General features: G+C 65.0%; 10 protein-coding genes and 2 pseudogenes. 7 read left to right on the plus strand and 5 right to left on the minus strand.

Features of this window, described 5'->3' with window-relative positions; translation table 11 throughout:
- Both ABEB28_RS39135 and ABEB28_RS39140 read left to right on the plus strand, forming a co-directional pair.
- On the plus strand, window positions 1-582 hold the full coding sequence (locus tag ABEB28_RS39135) for a hypothetical protein (RefSeq protein ID WP_345733360.1): 582 nt from the start codon (window positions 1-3) through the stop codon (window positions 580-582).
- A gap of 548 nt (window positions 583-1130) precedes the next feature.
- Window positions 1131-2516 (plus strand): hypothetical protein, encoded by a 1386-nt coding sequence (locus tag ABEB28_RS39140; protein ID WP_345733361.1) that lies wholly within the window; start codon window positions 1131-1133, stop codon window positions 2514-2516.
- 733 nt (window positions 2517-3249) lie between these two features.
- On the opposite strand, the gene ABEB28_RS39145 is transcribed toward ABEB28_RS39140, so the two are convergent.
- Window positions 3250-4047, minus strand: a complete 798-nt coding sequence (locus tag ABEB28_RS39145) for a helix-turn-helix domain-containing protein (RefSeq protein ID WP_345733362.1) — start codon at window positions 4045-4047, stop codon at window positions 3250-3252.
- A gap of 166 nt (window positions 4048-4213) precedes the next feature.
- Window positions 4214-4426 (minus strand): hypothetical protein, encoded by a 213-nt coding sequence (locus ABEB28_RS39150; protein WP_345733363.1) that lies wholly within the window; start codon window positions 4424-4426, stop codon window positions 4214-4216.
- A gap of 10 nt (window positions 4427-4436) precedes the next feature.
- Between ABEB28_RS39150 and ABEB28_RS43295 the strand changes: the two are divergent.
- The 3 genes and pseudogenes from ABEB28_RS43295 to ABEB28_RS39165 all read left to right on the plus strand — a co-directional run.
- Window positions 4437-4748, plus strand: a pseudogene (locus tag ABEB28_RS43295) (histidine phosphatase family protein); the annotation flags it as partial.
- 83 nt (window positions 4749-4831) lie between these two features.
- Window positions 4832-4969, plus strand: a complete 138-nt coding sequence (locus ABEB28_RS39160; protein WP_345733376.1) for a hypothetical protein — start codon at window positions 4832-4834, stop codon at window positions 4967-4969.
- A gap of 193 nt (window positions 4970-5162) precedes the next feature.
- Window positions 5163-5750, plus strand: a pseudogene (locus ABEB28_RS39165) (phosphotransferase enzyme family protein); the annotation flags it as partial.
- A gap of 24 nt (window positions 5751-5774) precedes the next feature.
- Here ABEB28_RS39165 and ABEB28_RS39170 read toward each other — a convergent pair.
- Complete coding sequence (locus ABEB28_RS39170; protein ID WP_345733364.1) at window positions 5775-6983, minus strand: hypothetical protein; 1209 nt, start codon at window positions 6981-6983, stop codon at window positions 5775-5777.
- Window positions 6984-7098: 115 nt separating this feature from the next.
- Between ABEB28_RS39170 and ABEB28_RS39175 the strand changes: the two genes are divergently transcribed.
- Together ABEB28_RS39175 and ABEB28_RS39180 are read left to right on the plus strand one after the other, a co-directional pair.
- Complete coding sequence (locus ABEB28_RS39175) at window positions 7099-8253, plus strand: DNA cytosine methyltransferase (protein ID WP_345733365.1); 1155 nt, start codon at window positions 7099-7101, stop codon at window positions 8251-8253.
- 24 nt (window positions 8254-8277) lie between these two features.
- Window positions 8278-8781 carry a very short patch repair endonuclease gene (locus ABEB28_RS39180; protein ID WP_345733366.1) on the plus strand — a complete coding sequence of 168 codons (504 nt, stop codon included), beginning with the start codon at window positions 8278-8280 and terminating at the stop codon, window positions 8779-8781.
- On the opposite strand, the gene ABEB28_RS39185 is transcribed toward ABEB28_RS39180, so the two are convergent.
- Together ABEB28_RS39185 and ABEB28_RS39190 are read right to left on the minus strand one after the other, a co-directional pair.
- Window positions 8711-14113 (minus strand): DEAD/DEAH box helicase, encoded by a 5403-nt coding sequence (locus tag ABEB28_RS39185; RefSeq protein WP_345733367.1) that lies wholly within the window; start codon window positions 14111-14113, stop codon window positions 8711-8713. The genes ABEB28_RS39180 and ABEB28_RS39185 overlap by 71 nt on opposite strands.
- A complete protein-coding gene (locus ABEB28_RS39190) occupies window positions 14110-17211 on the minus strand; it encodes a hypothetical protein (RefSeq protein ID WP_345733368.1) in 3102 nt (1033 codons plus the stop codon). The genes ABEB28_RS39185 and ABEB28_RS39190 overlap by 4 nt, the downstream gene beginning before the upstream one ends.
- Window positions 17212-17727: the final 516 nt, after the last annotated feature.

Here is a 17727-nt window from a genome sequence, read left to right on the forward strand (position 1 = left end):
ATGAGGTCCGTCCCCGGGTCGCCCCTCGACCGTCTGCTCACCGCATCCCTGATCGTCGCGCCGGTGCTCTACCTCGTCGCCGACAGCCTGTACGCCGTGTCGGGCTGGGACGATCCGACGGCCGCGGTCTTCCACATCCTCGGCACCACCTTCTACACGGTCGTGCTCCTGCGTGTCCTGACGTGGACCGACGGAGCCCTCGCCGTGGCACTGCTGATCGTCGGCGTGCTCGGGGTGGCCGGGAACGTCGGTTACGGGTTCAACACGATCCACGTGTCCCTCGGCGACACCGACCTCGTCGACGCGTCGGGCGTTGCCGTGCTGATCAAGCCGCTCGGCCTGTTCTTCCCGCTGACCCTGCTCCTCATCGCCGTCGCGCTCCGTGGTGCCCGAGCAGCCTGGATCGTCGCGCTGGTGGCCGTGGCCGCGCTGGTGTGGCCGGTCGCGCACATCGCGAACGTCGGATGGCTCGCTGTGCTGGTGAACGTCGCACTAGTGGCAGCGTTCGGAGCACTCGCGGTGACTGGCGCCCCGGTCGGTCGCCGAGCAGCAGTGCCGGTCGAAGCGACGCCCGCGGCGTAGCGCTTCCGCTCACAGAAAGAGGCCGGTCTCCCATGAGGGAAAACCGGCCTCTGACCTGAACAGACTTGGTGGAGCTGAGGGGATTCGGACCCCTGACCCCCTCGATGCGAACGAGGTGTCGCCGTTCTAATGTGTACTGGCCAATGTGGTGGATCATCATTAAACTCCAGGTCAGAGGCCATGTATTCATGCTGACTGATGTCAGCCTGTGGCCATTGATGGTTCTGGGTCCACGGTCAACCACGGTCAAGAAGGGAGGGCGGCGGCATGGGGTACTCGCGAAAGCGGTTAACCGGCAAGGGCAAGGCTCGGTACACGGCTTACTACTGGGACATCAAGGGCAACGAGCGGTCGGCCGGAACGTTCGGCAGTGAGAAGGAGGCCGACAAGGCGTGGCAGAAGGCTGAAACCGAGATCGCGGCGGGGAAGGTCGGCGACCGTCGGCGCGGCCGGCAGACGCTTCGCCACTACGTCGATCGTCGAAGCTCTGCCCGATCGAATGCCCGTATGCCTCCCCACGCAGGATTCGGCGCAGGTAATCTTCCTATGTGTCCGAAATTGATGGCTTCGAGCGCGTTCCCTCCCACCTTTGGCGATACGCGAAGGACCAGGCATTCCTGGGCGAGGCGGCACAGGAGACTAAGCGCTTCCTTGAAGAGTTAGCGCTTGACGGCAGTATCGACGTCCATCTCGTACAGGCGCGCGCCAAAACGCTAGCATCGTATACGGACAAGTCCTTAAAGAGGAAGAAGGACGGGACGGCTAGATATGCCGACCCCAGCACACAGATTCACGACTGCGTGGCCGCCCGCGTGATCGTCTATACCCTAAGGGCACGCAACGACCTTGCCGAGCTTATCGTGACCCGCTGCGATTGGCGGGAGCGACGGAACCCCGGAGACTTCAAGCACAACGGGTACGACAGCGAGCACATCGTCATCTCCGGTATCAGAGACTCGGAGGTCCGACGACGCTACAAGGCACTCACCGACTATCTCGGAAAATATCAAGCGCTGGAAATCCAACTCCGCAGCGTGGCGGGCCACGCCTGGGCTGAGTACGAGCACGACATTCGCTATAAGTCTGGCGCCTACCGCGAGTTGGCCGACGACGACCGGGGACTGGTCGACAAATACTTCATCGAGGCCGGCGGCATGCGTCGGTATATGGACGAGATCTTCGATAAAATCGAGGAGCTGATCCGGCCGCACGGCGCCGTACCGACCGATGAGTCTGTGATCGATCTAGACGAGCCGAGCCCAGAGACGCTCAATTCGAACCCACTGGACGCAGCAGCGCTTGGCGCATTGATCGCCAACCGTTTCCCAGGAGACGAGCCGGGAGATTCCCTGCTTCAGGCGCTAATCCTCGATCAGTTGAGCGCACTTGAGGTCACGACGATCGGCCAGCTGGAGGCAGCGCTTTCCGACATTGAGGAAGGCCATGTCGCGAAACTGATGGATTATCCCACTACTACAACCGGGCTCCGAAAGTTGGACGACGAGCTCCTTGCCATTTTCCGCGATCGCTACGTCGAGACCGCTGAGGGCGAAGACCGGCAGCAACTCCTCCGTTTGCGACTGCGCCGTGTGCGCGGCCGTTTTACTATTTACTCTCTGGAGGGCCTCGAGGAAACCCAACGGCCTGTGGCCGCCGCGCGAGCCGTGCGCGATTTGGCAAAGTTTGTGGCGGAGCGCGAGGGTCTGGCCGCAGCCACTGTCACGGGCGCTGTCGGAATGAGCCCCGATGATATCACCCCCGGATATTTTCCCAAGGAGGTGAGCACCTCGGCCGGTTCAGTGTACGTCGCGACGAATTTGACCCGGTCATATGCCGAGGACCTGATGCGCCAACTGCTATCAAGAGTTCCAGGCTCAGGGATTCGGATCCGGCGGGCGGGTGATCTTCTCTTCGAAACGCCATCGAAAGGCTAGCGACAGATCAGCCGCAAGAAGGCTTCAGTGAAGTCGTTCAGCAGCAGATGACCGAGCAGATGCTCGGACGTGGACTGGCCATCGCGGGACGAACCTGTAATGCCGAAAGATCCGATTGGCCACTTCGCTCGCAGCGTCCAGTTGCTCACTCGCCGCCCGTGCCGCCCAGCCTTATCGGCCTGGCATCAGGCCGCAGGCTTGCCCCGGCCATAGGCCGCGCGCGAAGCATCCATAGCCGCATACGTTTCTTCGATTGGCCGGTTCAGCGCCTCAATGCCTTTACTAGAGAGTGCCCAGAGCCTCCGCGTCACGTCGTGCTCTAGCCAGCCGAGCCTTTTGCCCACCTTTGTTGGGTCCCAGCCGCAGTCGTGCCGCCAAACTGATATCCCTTCACTCTGGCGGCGGATCCTCGCCTCTTCCTCGGTCAATTGAACGCGGTCTTCTACTCCGAGATATAGTGCATTACGCGTTATTGGCCGACGACTGTCACATAGCACAAGCAGCGCCTGGCGGAAAAGGTAGTTCCTGCGGTCACCGGACATAGTTCAGATCTCCGATCAATGTATCACCTATGGCATGGCCGGCTCGTCGCGCCAGGCGTCGCCGACACCCCAATCGAGTGGGGGAACTTCACCCGCCGCCGTCCTGCGTTGACGACTGAGACAGTTCCGTGCGTGGGAAAGTCCAATGGAAGTCGCCTGCGGACCGGTCTTGGCGTAGATTGACGTCGGCTCTATTCGAACTCATCGAACCAGTGGTCAAAGTACCACGGATCTCCAACGGGAACTCTAACGGCGTCGTCATAGAGGGCGGCGTACGCTCGGTTGGTGTCTTTACCCGTCAGTTTGAGCAACCAGGCGCCCACATCGACGAGATTGGCGGGATTGTCTCCCTCACCAAAGACGAATGCGCTGTAACCGTCTTCAACAATCAGATAGAGCATGATCGCGTCTAGCGGACACCTGGCGATGCGAACGGATTCCTCCTTTGGTGCAGCCAGCCGATTCCGAACTGCTGTCGCGACCGCCAGCACCTGATAGCAGAATTCGTAGTCGTACCGCGTCAGCCAGCGCTTTGGTAGGTACCGATCGAGCCAGGCACTACCACCGAGTTCGCCTAGATGGGATCCCCGCGGACGCGAACTTAGCGCAGCTATGTCCTGCTTGAGTTGCTCCTCGATCAAGAGTTGGTAGCCGAGAGCAAAGATCCGCGCTTGGGGATCACCATGGACCGCTGCCATCTGGGGCGAGTACACATCCCATTCCAAGACCCGCTCCCAGTTTGTATCGGTGCCGGTACCCGCGCTGCTGACATCGTCAGCCAGCGCCGGCAGGCTTTGCCAACGCAGAGCGCGACACACGCCGCGGATCTTGTCTACGCGGATCGCTTTACCTAGCTCATACCGGCGCCACGACTCGCTCCCAACCCCCGCCGCCAGTGCCGCCTGCTCGATCGTCAGCCCTAGCTCCAAACGTCGACCGCGGATCGCAGCACCCAGTTCCTCACTACTCTCCCGCGACGATGGTGTCATCCAAAGCCTCACTATGCCTCACTGATGCCTCACAACTTGAAGTAGAACACAGGGGTCCCGAGCCTGCAACATGTTCGCGCTGGTCAACGCGTCGCCAGCTGGTCGGGCGCGTGGCACGCGACAGCGCCTAAGCAACTGCTGCGGGTGCTGTTAGCCCGGTGATAGATCACCGCGCGTACTTGCCTGCCGCATACAGGCGGCGGAAGAACCAACTCCGGCCCAGTGCCGCGGCACGGCGGGCGTCCTCGACCAGCCGCTGAATCTGGGCCTCGGTCATCCCGGCCCGGGCGTGGGACTCCTGGTAGGTGGCGATGATCCGGTCGGCGTCCGGATGCATCCCGTAGCCGAACAGCGCTTGCATGTGAGCCTCGGTCACCACCTGCCCCGCCATGCTACTGGCCAACCGCCTGGCGGCCGAGCATCGCGACCGGCCGTTCCACGCCGTTTACGGCACGCCTCGCAAACGGGTGCAGGACACAGTCGCTGCCATCGCCGTCGCGCTTCCAGTCAGCCCGATCATCCTCGACGATCTCCGCGGCCCCGACCACGGCCAAGCCGATGGCCAGCCCTGGAGCGAGATGAAGACCGCGTTCGGTGGCCCGCCCCAACACCGGCCCGACGAGCCGTACGCACCCGGTGCCGAGCCGTGGAACCAGTACCTCGCCCGAACACAAAGCATCCTCCGCCAACTGCTCGACAAGCACGTTTGCCACCGCATCCACGTCGTGGCGCACGCGAGACCACGGAAGCCGTTCACACGCTGTTACTGCACATACCCCCAGATGTGCGGGTCGCCATTGGATACGTCACCGACCACACCGGCATCAGCCGCTGGCAGCGCCACGTCAACCGCTTCGACCGCGAGACCTGGATGCTCACCGCACACAACGACACGCGGCATCTGGTGGAGCCGTGCCCGTAACCACGCCCGCCGCCAAACTCCTCGATCTCTGCCGCCAACTGGTCGATCCCACCGCTCAGCCGGTCGCGCTTCCCGGCCACGACGGCACCGCCGTCTTACGGGCATCGACCAGCGACGGCGAGGTCATCGTCAAGCTGCACCGCAGTCCCGAGCGCCACCGCAGGAGGTCCACGCCTACCGGAACTGGACAGCCGCGTTGGGCGCACACGCGCCCGAGTTGGTCGCTGTCAGCACCGACCAGCCGGCGATCGTCGTCACGGCGTATTCGGGACTCCAACTGAGCGAAGCCCGAATCGAACGCAGCCAGGAAGTCGGCGCGTACCGCCAAGCAGGTGAGCTCCTACGCCAGTTCCACGGCGCGGGGCCGCCATGGCACGAGCCGGACTTGACGGTCTGGCTCGCAGAACGAGGAGAGTACTGGTTAAGCCGGGGCCTTGACATCCTCACCGCCGCCGAGGTCGCGGACGTCCGCGCGCATCTCCAGGAGCTGACCGGGCTTGGTCCAATCCCCCCCGTGCCATGCCATCTCGACTTCATGCCGCGCAACCTGCTGGTCCGGCCCGACGGTGAAGTCGGCGTCATCGACTTCGAGCACTCGCGATACGACCTCGCGGCACGCGACCTTGTCCGCCTCGCGAGCCGCATCTGGGCCAGCCGTCCGGACCTCGAAGCCGCCTTCCTCGCTGGCTACGGCGCACTCGATGATCGTGATGGTCAAATCATCGCCCACTGCACACCGTTGGACTCGGTCACAGGATTCATCCGTGGCGCAGCTTCGTAGGCCAAAACCAATACGCAATCGCCACTATTCCGTCAACGTCGACAGATCATTAGTCCATTCTTCGGTGATTTCCTGAACGGGAGCAAGCCGATCGGAAAAGTGTTGATGGCGCCGCATCTTTGAGGTACGGCCGAAGCGGAACTCCCAACTTCCGGTAGCCGAGAATAGGCACGTGGCGACGACATCGAACGCCTCTACCGGATAGAAGCGTGAGGCCGGATCACCCTTCGATGCGCGGGTCTTCTGCACCTCAACCTTATATCGACCACTCGCGGTAGCGTTGGGGCTCGCGTTCTTACATTCGATCCGGATCTGTTCACCAGATTTCAGCATCACATCGAAGTCGTGCATCGCGTCGATATCCAGGCGATGCACGTGTTCCACCGCGGGATGGTTGTGAAGCTGCTGCTCTAGGTGGTGCTCAGCGACCCCGCCCCGTACCGCAACCGCGAGCCGGTTCCGACCACTGATGATGTCTAGGATCTGCTGGCTCGACAGATCGAACTGCTTTTCGAGGACGTGGCGCCATCCGGGCTCATTCGCGAGCGGCCGATCGGCCATCGCTCTCGCAGCCGCAAATCGCAGCGCCTGGTCAAGGCCGAGGGAGGTGGCGCGACGCTCCAGCCGAGCATAATCAATAAAGCGACTCGGAGTAAAAGCGACGACAGTCTCTAGACTTGTCGGCGAACGCGCCTCTTGCCGTCTCGTTCCGCCACGATTGATCTTTTCCCATACGTACCAACTCGTTTGGTGGCCACGATCGATCTCGGCCACCTTCGCGTAGAATGAGATCCCCATCGGAAGCGGATCCCACAAGGACGCATCAAGTCCGAGAAGCACACCACCGACAGTGTCGATACCGACGATCATCGTCACGTCAACGCCAGCGATGTCACGACTCACCGGATGCTCGCGTTTCCAGCTTTCTTCGGAGCCATAGCGAAGCTGGCCGCGCACCTCATCGTCTGGCCGGTTCGGGATCTGGTTGCGCGTCATCCGGAATGGATAGACGAGCATCCCGATCCGCTCGTCGGAGTCCAGCTGGACGCCGAGATAGACCGGTGCACGGCGCGGATCGCTGGCGTAGAGCACTCGCCCGCCGGACGCCTCGACCGCATCGATGAGGAACTGGTGCAAGTCGGCTCTCGTACCGCTCACCGTGTAGACCTCACCGAAGGCGCGCCCGGCGATCTCCCTGTCGTCCACAGGCCTCCAATCGATGATGACCTTCACAAGCTGCGGTACTAGCGTGGCAGGTCGGCGACCTGGGGCGCTCGGGTTGGACGATACTGGTCGGGCATCCGTCTCCTAGAGGCGGTAGCTTGGCTACTGACATACGAGGTGATGTGTGAGCGAACATCTTCCGGTGGTGAGCCTGTTCTCAGGGGCAGGAGGGCTCGACTTGGCAGTCGAGCGAGCCGACGCAGAGCCCCTTGCGCCCGCTGATCTCGGGAGTGGTCTCCTCCGTGTCGTCTCCGCAACGGACCACAGCGAACAAGCTCTCGACACCCTGGTCGCGAATTTCTCGCATTCCAAGACGATTCCCGGCGACATCCGGGAGATCGACACCGAGCAGATTCTCGCCACCGGTGGATTGCGAAGCGGCGAGCCTGTTCTGGTTGTCGGAGGCCCGCCCTGTACGCCGTTTAGCAAGTCGGGCTTCTGGCTAGAGCAGAAGAGAGAGAGCCTCGACCCAAACGCCTCCCTCCTTGACGAGTACGTCCGGGTCGTACGGGAAAGCCGACCCGAAGCGTTCATTCTTGAGAACGTTCAGGGCCTTACGTACAAAACTCACGAAGCTCAGTTCCAGCGCCTCCTCAAAGGACTGGCCGAGCTAGGGTACAACCCGCAATGGAAGGTCCTACTGGCTGCTGACTTCGGGGTACCCCAGCTGCGCCGCCGAGTCTTCGTCGTCGGTCGGCGCGACGGCGGCAAGTTCGAGTTCCCGGAGCCCACTCACTCGGGTTGGAGCGAGCGCGACCGGAGGATCGATCCGACGAAGCTTCCCCATGTCACGGCGGCGGAGGCATTTGCCGAACTGCCTCACCTCGCAAGCGTCTCCGACGATGAGATCGTTGACGGCCAGTTCGGCGAGTTGGCGGCAGAAGTCCCTCCCGGCCAGAACTATCTCTGGCACACCGAGCGATACGGCGGCCGCAACGTGTTCAAGTGGCGTAGCCGCTACTGGACGTTTCTCCTCCGGCTCGATCCGGACAGGCCATCAACCACACTTCAGGCTCAACCGGGCCCATGGGTGGGGCCGTTCCATTGGGAGAATGTCACCACTGATGACGGGGCGAAGCGTGCGCGGAGGCTGCGCGCGAACGAGATTCTCCGCCTGATGTCGTTTCCTGACGAGTTCAAAATTGCCGGGACGCGCGCGGACATTCAGCGTCAGCTGGGTAACGCCGTGCCGGTCGAACTCGGTAAGGCGGTTGTCCGGGCACTCATGGAGCAGCTCGGCTACATCAGAGAGCCCGTACGCAAGGTCTCGTCGCTCTGATGATGGCAGCCGTAGGCTGAGCGAGTGTCGCTCCCTGCCCCGCCTGCGTCGTCGCCCGCCGTCCGGAAGGTCATGCAAGGCAACCGCAAGGTCGGCACGCGCCCTGAGGTAGCTCTGCGGTCGGAGTTGCACCGCCGCGGGCTGCGGTTCCGCAAGAACGCGCCGATCCGTACGCCGCTGCGACTCGTGCGGCCCGACGTCGTCTTCACTCGGCGGCGCCTGGCGGTGTTCGTGGACGGCTGCTTTTGGCACCGCTGCCCGCAGCACGGCACATCACCCCGAACGAACAGCCCGTACTGGTCGACCAAGCTCGACCGCAACGTAGCTCGCGACATCGCTACCGACGAAGTTCTCCGAGCGGCGGGCTGGTCGGTAGTCCACGTCTGGGAGCATGTGCCCGCCGTCCAGGCCGCCGACGTCGTCGCGGCTTACCTCGCCGACACCGACGACCGCGGACCTATGTCCCCATCAGGTCCGCGATCAGCAGACCCGGACGTCGGAGAAGCTCAAACGACGTCGTCTCCTTAACGCCGGGATACCGCGCCCGCACCGCAGTCACGCGCTCGTTGATCGAGTCAGCCTCCCGATCCTCGAACGGGTGCAGGATCGCCAACGAGGATCCGCGACGACCGTTGATTACTGGAACCTGCGTCTCGGCGTCCTCCTCGACCATGAATCCCGAGAAGTCCTTGGCGAACGCCTCCGCAGCGTTCCAGTCCCGCGTCCGCTGACGGGCAACATCCATCGGTCGACCACGCATGAGGTCGAGCAGGTCCGCTGCCATCCGCCAGTCGAGCAACGGGTGCCATGGGCTGTTCCCGTAGTCGCGCAGGCAGCGGTGGCAACTGGAGTCACAGGGAGCACCGCCATGCGACTCCAGCTTTCCTACGAATACGTCTGCCTCCTCAAGGAGGTCGTCGAACAGGTCAGCGAGACGCCGGGCATAGCCGGCGCCGTTCTCCAGGCTGTCAGCGACGAAAACCTCGCCGACCAACTCGCCGTCCCGGACTCGCGGGTAGACGCCGATCTCGATTTCGTCCGAGCCGATATCCAGCCACTTCACTGCGGTGTCCCGAAGCAGGTAGCCGAGGGATGCCCATGCGCCCCGCCCGGCCGGGGTGGTCGGACGAATACGCAGCCCGTCCGGCATCCGGTTGACGCCGAATACCAAGACGTCTGTCCTCCTGCGCGCCGCGATCGCCACATTTTCCTTCTTGACGTCATCAAGACGAACATTGCTCAGCTTGGCCAGCCTCTTCCTCGCGTCGTCCGCGAGCAGGCCGACCTCGACCACGCCGGCCTCGTTCCACTGGCCTCCGGCTTTGCCCGTGAACGCAGCGGTGGCGAACGAATACAGCCGTCCGCCGTTGTCGTTGACGGCCAAGATTTCGCCGTTCACAGCCCGTACCAGCGCGTTGTTGTCACGAGGCGTGTACTCGCTGCTCGGCAGGGCGGCGCGGGGCTGGGCGGCCCTTGCGGTCGGCTCGCTGAGCTGCTCATAGTCGCGGGGCCGGAATGACGAGCGGAAACCGGTCGGCTCAATCAAGTCGATGACGGCGAAGCCTTCCTCGCTACCGCAATACGGACAGCTGCTGACCTTCTCATCATTTGTGACACCCAGGCAATCACGGCACAGACCGGCTCGCGAGGAAAGCCCGAGCGCGGCCTCCGCGCCCTGGTCAATCCACTTTCCGCCACCGAACTGCCGGAAGTCAACCAGGCCGACGGCTGTGTGCACTGCCTTGTCTTTCACAACCTCGCTGCCGGGTGCGAACTCGGAGATCGCCAGGCTGGCGTCACGGTCGAGGGTCCTCGCCTCGTCGCTGCCGAACGACTTCTTACTGCGCCGGGGATCCTCCGTGTAGAGGAGTCGGACCTGGGTCGGGAAACCGAACATCGGCAGCAAACCGGCCTGCGCCAGCGCCTCGGAGAGGTCCAGCACCCGCGCGGAGGCCGCAACTTCATCGATCTGGGTTACCAAAGACGTGCAGGCCCAGTCCGTGAGGTCGGCAGAAGTCAAACCCGGCACCTCGGCCGCGGTCAGCAGGACAGCCGCTACCGTCGCCCACTCGTCGCGGCCAGCGGCCAGCAGCCTGCCGACGAAGAGCCGCAGCTCCTCGGACGACTGCCACATCTCCACGGTGCCGAACTGACCGTGCACGCTTCGTCCGCCACCGAAGTCAACGACAGTCTGTTCGGCCTCGCGGAAGACGCGGGTCAGCACCTCAGCGGTGAACGCTCGCTGGACGATCGGCTCCGATCGCATGTCGAGGAACGGCTGCGGCGGTTGGTCGCCGGTAATCGCCGCCGGGTGGGCAAAGTAGTGCTCGTCGTGGCTTCGCGCACCACGGCACACGGTGAACGCAACCGATAGGTGGTCTCCACGACGCCCTGCCCGGCCGACGCGCTGCTGGTAGTTGAAGCGCTGCGGCGGCATGTTGGCCATGACAACGCCGCGCAGCGCACCGATATCGACTCCGGCCTCCATCGTGGTCGTGACCGAGAGCACGTCGATGCCGTCGACCCGTTCGATCTCGTTCTCGTCGAGGAAAACGTCCTGGAAGCGCGCCTGGCGGCCCTGGCCTTCCAGCGGATCGGTCTGACCCGTCAGCTCCTCACAGTGCAGCCGGCTGATGCCACCGGGCTGCTGTGTCAGCCAGTGGTAGTAGTCCTGGTCAACGACCAGTGAATCGGCCGCGCCGATCGCGGGCTGGTGGCAGGCCGTACAGATGCCCGCGCTCGGGTGGAGATGCTTGGAGCGACAGTTTCCGCAACGCCAGACGATGCTCGTCGCCGGGCGGGTCAGCAGCACCTGGTCCGGTGCGATCCGAAACGCGGAGCTCTCGTTCACCCCCAGCCGCCGGCCGAGCTCCTCCAGCAGCCCTCCACCGTCCGGCGCGCCGTGCTTCTTCGCGACCGCTTCCGCGTAGTCTTTGGCGTCCTTCGGCCAGTCGGTGTTCTTCTCGCTGGTCCAAATCGTGCGGCGACGCCGACCGAGCAACCGGATCACTGACGAGGCGAACTGCTGCGCGGTCTCGTCCTTCAGCGGCCCGACCGCCGTGATCGGCGCCACTGGAATGGCGTGGGCGATGCCGAGGGCCTCGATGTCCCGATCGCCGCCAGCGAACACCGTGCGAACGATCTGCGTGCCCAGCTCCGCACGAAGGTTCTTAAGGAAGCTCCGTCCCTCGGAGTCAAGCGCGGACTCCCGGTCGGCGACCTGGTCGGTCTTCCAGCTGTACAGCTGCGTCCAGTGGAACTCGTCACTCGACTGCATGCTCCAGGCCGGACCCGCCGGATTGACACCGCGCTGCACGAGCCGGGGTTCGACCTGAGCGCGGAAATGCTCGAGGCTCGGCGTGCCGTTAAGGGTGATGCGAACTGCAGCAAGCGCCTCCTGGTCGTCCTCATCCAGCGGATCGCCCGCCCGGACCAGAGCTGCAGCACTCTCAGCGGCCCGGCTCAGCGACTTGAGCCGCTTGCGGAACTCGGCCATCTCGTCGCTTTTCTCGCCGGCGAGATACCGCTCCAGCAGCGCCCCATCACCCGACGATTCCTCGAGCGTCTCCACGACCAGCGCGCGGACCAGGTCGAGGTAGTGCGCCAGCTCGAGGTTCGCCGACACCCGCGCCGCGCCCTGCCGACTGTCGGAGAAGACGACCAGCCGGGATTCGAGGCCGCGTCGCAGCGCACCGGTCAGCACCTGGTTCGCGCGGTCGAAACCGACACCCTGCGTGCGGATCGGTGACCGGGAGCGCCGAGCGCTCTCGACGACCCCCGCGTCCCGCGACTGGACCTCCCAGTCGTCGCCGCACGACGGGCACCGGGTGGGCATCGGCGGCATCCGGTCCTCGGCGCCATCGGCCTTGACCCGGTATAGGTACCCGGTCTGGCCGCTCCTCGGGTTCGGCGCGATATGCCCGGTGCCCGGGTTGAATGCGGCCTTGACGAACGACATCTGGTACTGGGGGTCCTTGGCGTCGTCAGGCAGCTTGGTGCCCTTGCGCTTCCATCCCTCGGTGACGACCAGTGAACGACCAGTCGGCCAGTACACGCGGTAGCCACCGGCGTTGCGTCCGCTGGTTACCCGATCGGGCAGGTCGTCGAGGGAAGCCATTGCGGAAACCAGGAACTCGCGGTCCGCGGCGCGGGCGAGATAACCGCCGAGGAAGCTCTCGCCGCAGGACTGGCAGTACAGCAACTCGAGCACCCTAGCGCCGCACTCGCACGACAGCCGCGGCGTCGAATAGAGCTTTCCCAGCCGCCGCTCACCGTCACGGTACTCGTCGGGAACAACGCGGCACGTGGGATCGCTGCATGCCCAGAGGCCCTGGAGCGTGCGGAGGAACAAGTGGCCCCGCAGCCGGGCGCTGGGTTCCTGCTTGCAAGCCCGCTGCTGCTCGAGCAGCCCGGTCAGCCGGTCAAACGCCGTCCGCGCGCGATCGGGCTCGAGGTTCGGGAACGCCTTAGCCGCCACCTCGCCGACCGGCCCCGGCCGCAACGTCCCGTCGTCCGCGGTGAGGGCGTTGGTCAGCGTCCGCTGGATCGTGCCGTCGGGTGGCAGCACCGACAGGTCGACGGCTTCGGCCAGCAGGCCGTCTGCCAGCTCGCCCAAGTCGTCGGCGCCCGCAGGAACCGTGTGCTCACTCCGGATGAACCGGAACGTCGACGGGTCGGTGCGAGCGAAGAACTGACGGAGGAACGTCCGGCCTTCGAGGTCGTCCTGAATGCTGGCCGAGGTGCCGATGATGCGCAGCTGATCCGGCCGGCGGTCCAGCCCGAGCGCCGCGCACAGCCGCCGAAGCAGGTACGCCACCTCGGTGCCCGCCGTACCGCGGTACATGTGCAGCTCGTCGACCACCAGGCTGAAGACATGCTCTGGAGAGGCCGCGATCCACTGCCGAGTCGATTCGATCATCGACGCCTCGTCCGACCGACCGAGCGCGATCGACAGCATGCTGTAGTTCGTGATCAGGATGTCGGGCACCTTGTGCTGCATGTCCCAGCGGGACCGCATCTCCGCACCGTCCAGCGACGGCAAGAAGTACCGAGCCTCTTCCTTGATCCTTCCGTCAGCGATGCCCTGCCGCAGGCCGCGGTGTCGACGGGCCGCGTCGGCCAACAGCAGCCGGAGCTTCTCCACTCGGTCGGGCTTCGCGCTGAGCACCGTGCCGGGAACCTGCGTCCGCCCCGTATAGCGCCCGAAGTAGAACCGGTGGCCGGGACGATGAGTGTCGAACCACGCGCGGGCTCCTGCGGAGTCCAGCGCTGTCCGCAGACGCACCATCTGGTCTTCGACCAGGGCGTTCATCGGATACAACAGAAGCGCGCGCATGGCCGCCCGACGACCGGACTCGTGCCGCCGCTGCGGCTGATAGACGCCGCCGCGCCGTTCCCACCAGGCGGTGGGTTGCGGCGTCGGCTGCGGCGCCCAGCCTGCCGACTCTTTCACCAGCCGCGCCACTACCGGCAGCAGGAACGATTCGGTCTTGCCCGAGCCGGTGCCGGTCCCGACAACGACGTCGTGCCCGTCCAGCGAGTCGCGGAGCGATTGCTCCTGATGGGCATAAGGCTTATCGATCGGCAGCAGCCCAGCCTGCACCAGAGCAGCGGCCTCGGGAATCCCGAGATCAGCGAAGATCGCCGCAGTCGTGTTGGCCGAGTACGCGTAGCCGGGCATCAGTTCCACATAGGGCTCGGCGAAGACGGTCCCCCGCTGCGAGAGCAACGCCCGCCGCTCTCCCGCGACGTGCTTGTCCCGCAGCTCGTAGGCGGTCTCGTAATACCTTTGGAACGCCTCTTCGAGGTAGCCCTGAACACTGTCGATGGTGAGGGGCGTCTTCTCGTCCTGGTCCGTCACCGTTCCACCCTCATCCCGCCGTCGCTACCGAGTTCCTGGCCTAACAATCGCGCTATGCGGTCAGCCGTCGAATAGTCCACGTTCTCGTAGACGATTACCTCGGTGGCCACTCCCCCATCGCGTCGCCGCATGCGGGCGCGCGCCGCGGGCAGCCCGCTTCGTAAGGTCAGCGCCCGCCCAACCATGGCTGGCAGCGGTACGTCGACCGGCGTGAACAGCTGCCGCGCCGACGCATGATGCGCGAGCAGCGCACGCTGACCGATGTCGGCTCTCGCCATCCACTCCCCGGTCAGCGAGTCGACCTGGACAAGCGCGCCGTCCGTGGCGCACCGCCACGCGAACGTCCGCGGTGCGTGTGGTGGGCGGTAGAGGTACAGGCCCCGCACCCGATCGTCCTCACGCTGCGCCCAGACCCAACTGCCGTGCCGCAGCACACGACGGCGGTAGTCGAACGCTGGAGACGCGGACAGGTGCAGGTTGTGCTCCCGGGTCTGCTCGAGAGTCGGGAGCATGGACAGCAGCTGATCCGCCACACAGCCCTGCATCGTCACCCCGACTCGGCCGAGCGCGCTCCGGATCGCGCCTCGTTCCGCCGGGTCGATCTCGACATAGACGATGGTCGGGCCGCTTGGGCGGCCACCGGCCACCACCGGAGTGACCGAGTGCACGAGCATCCCGGCAGCGGCATCGCCGAGCACCGGGTCGTCTGCGTCGCTCAGCCGGTCGAGCAGCTGCTCAGTACGTCCGCCGGTCAGCACGTAGAGCCCTGCGGCGCGTGGGAGCGCAACCAGGCCGGCCGCAGCAACGGCTACCTGTCCACGACCGAAGTCGCGCTCGACATGGCCGAGATCGGCGAGTGTGCGCAGCACCGCCCGCCACCGATCCGCAAGATCGGCATAGCCATAGCGGCCGCACAGCCAGGCCCACGTGCGCGCAAACAGCGCCTCGGACACAAAGCCGTTTTCCCGCTCACCGAGCCAGTTCAGGACGTCGTCGAACGGGTTCACCTCGATCCGGCCCGGGATCACATCAGGACGAACCACCACCTCGGTCTTCGATTCCTGGCCGGCCCGGCCAGGAATCGGCTGCACGCGGATCGACTTACCAAGGGCATCACGGACACGCGGGTCCAGCCCCGGTTGGCGCAGGAGCGCGTGTACGACGTCACCGGCCAGATCTGGGCGCGGCCGGGACGGCAGGTTCCCGCCCGGCATCACGGCCCCGGGCGGCAGCGAAACGATCTTCATCGCTCGGCCTCCCGGGCTCCGAACCAGGAAAGCAACCGGGTCGTCAACGGTCTGCCGGATCGCGTCCGGCACGTCGACGACGTTTGGCGCGATACCCATCTCGCGCAGCCAGGCGGGGGTTGTTGGCCACACCTGCCGCAGCTCTCCGTTGCCGGTCAACACGAGGCATTCCGCGGCGGTGCCCTGGCGGACAACCGCCAACGGCTCGGCCATAGCCACACCGCGGAGCACCGCGCCGGACAGTGCCACTGCGGCACCCGAATCACGCGTCGCGGAGGAGAAGAGATAGTTGTTCAAAGCGGAGCAGACCCGGATCTCCACACGAGCCTGCGGCGCAGCGTCCTGAATGCGGTCGGCAATCCTGAAAGTGACCGACTGACCAGCGTCCGTGGTCACCTGGTGGGCACCGGGGTCGAGGAACAGGTCCGCCAACCGGACGCGGTCTTCGCCCGGCGGCACCTCATGCGGCCGCCCGTCGAGGACGATCGACGCCACGCCCGGCGGGATGATGAGATCCGGCTCTCCGCCCGACACATAGGCGTTTCCCCCGACTGAGAGTCCGCCCTCGAACGTCATCGCCGGACCGGCAGCGAAGCGCACCGCAGTCAACCCGAGCGCACGCAGGCGGTTCGTCTGAGCGCGGGTCAGGTGCACGTCCCTCCACCACAGCCAGCCGTCCACCTTGCTCGGCGCCGAGGGCTCGGACAGGCCTGCCGCCCGGAGCGCGGCCGCCTGGCTCTCCGGCGCCAGGATCCGCACGACCGTCTCATCGCCGATCGATCGGCACTGCAGCCAGCCGTCGACGTCGGGGCTGCGGCGAAGCACGTACGGGTAATCGCCACCGAGCTGCACGGTGATATCGGCGGTCAGGTGATGCTCCACGCCGGCACGGAGCAGCTGCGGCTCGGACGCGCCCGGCATGATCAGCCGCACCGAGTCCGAGCCATCGACGACCTGTCGATCGCCCTCGCCGAGGTCGAATTCCATCCCAACCCACTCTGGCAAGATCTCGACAGCGCCGCTGAACTCGTCGGTCCAGTCGTCCCAGTGCAGCAGACCGAGCGGCGCCGCGCGCCTGAATCCGGGCCGCGGGCCATCCCGATGCCAGCGCGTGGTCTCGTTCGCCAGCACGCGCTCGAGAATCGCCACCGTCCCTTCGTCCCGGAACAGCCGATCGCGAAGTTCGACGCCAACCGCGCCTCGGTAGAACAACCATCCGAACAACTCACCCACAGAGGGATTCGTGCACCGACCGGCGTCCCGAGCAGCAAGGAATTGCTCTAGCATCAACCTGTCCGAAAAGCGAATCACGCCCTGACTCCGGGCCCACCCCTGATAGGGGAAATGCTCATCGGGTTTAGCAGTCGGACGGCCATAGCGAGCGCCTGGCCCCTCCAGCCACGCGTTCCAGGATTGCCAGAGAAACGGCACGTCTTCGTCGTAGCCGAGCGGGATCACGGCTTCCGGTGCAAGACCCAGGAGTTCGTTGAGCCGTGGATAGACACCGTTGCCACGCCCTGCTGGCTCATCGGTGACGGCCAGCACCGTCATCGCCAAATGTGACACGAACCGTGGCCGACCAGCGAACCCTCGCCGCTTCCACTCCCTGGCATCGCGTGCGGCCGCTCCGAACGGCGCCTCTCTCACCCGGTCGCGGAAGGCGACAGAGAATGCGACGACGGCATCACCCGCAGGTAATCCCGAAATCTCGGACAGGAGATCTTGATCGACAAAGAGGTAGAGCGGACGACCAGCTGAGTTCTCGTCCAAACGATCGAGAAATGCCTCGTTCCAGCCATCCAGATTCATGTCCACCCCCGCGCTCGCGCCACGCCACACGACCCCGCCCACTGCCACCCCCTTCAGGCCGAGAGCGTAACGGCGGCGTACGACATTTCTTGCGTCCCCGGCCCCGGGTAGGTTCGGCCCGCACCGACCGAAGTTAAGTGGAGATCCCTATCAACGGGTTGCCGGAACAGCCAGCTGGCTCCAGAGTGCGCGTTGGGCGCTTTCATCTGCTCGGCGCTGGTCGAGCCAGGCGTATGCACTGAAGCTGCTCATCGACCACGCACCGCTGCCTCTCGGAGGCAATCAAGCACCGCGCAAAGGATCCATTTGGGGTGGGCAACGGGCGGAGGCAGTCAAGATGGTCCCCTTCCGGACCAGGACGACAGGGCTGCAAGCCGTGGCCCGCTGGTGGGTGCTTGGCGAGGACTGCCGGTCAACGGCGCACTTGGAGACGCGACCGGTTGTAGGGGGAGAGGTACGCCTCATCGGCGTACCTCCCCCCAATCAGGCGAGACTCGCGCCGAAGCGTCGGTGGATCGACATCGGCGCGGCCGGTCTGGGCCTGACCCGCTTCGGCGG

It is taken from the genome of Cryptosporangium minutisporangium, from assembly GCF_039536245.1.
In the GTDB taxonomy this organism is placed as follows: domain Bacteria; phylum Actinomycetota; class Actinomycetes; order Mycobacteriales; family Cryptosporangiaceae; genus Cryptosporangium; species Cryptosporangium minutisporangium.

Excerpts from the sequence above, each read along its gene's own strand:
- ABEB28_RS39135 (WP_345733360.1), top strand. The coding sequence starts at position 1 with ATGAGGTCCGTCCCCGGGTCGCCCCTCGACCGTCTGCTCACCGCATCC.
- ABEB28_RS39145 (WP_345733362.1), bottom strand. The coding sequence starts at position 4,047 with ATGACACCATCGTCGCGGGAGAGTAGTGAGGAACTGGGTGCTGCGATC.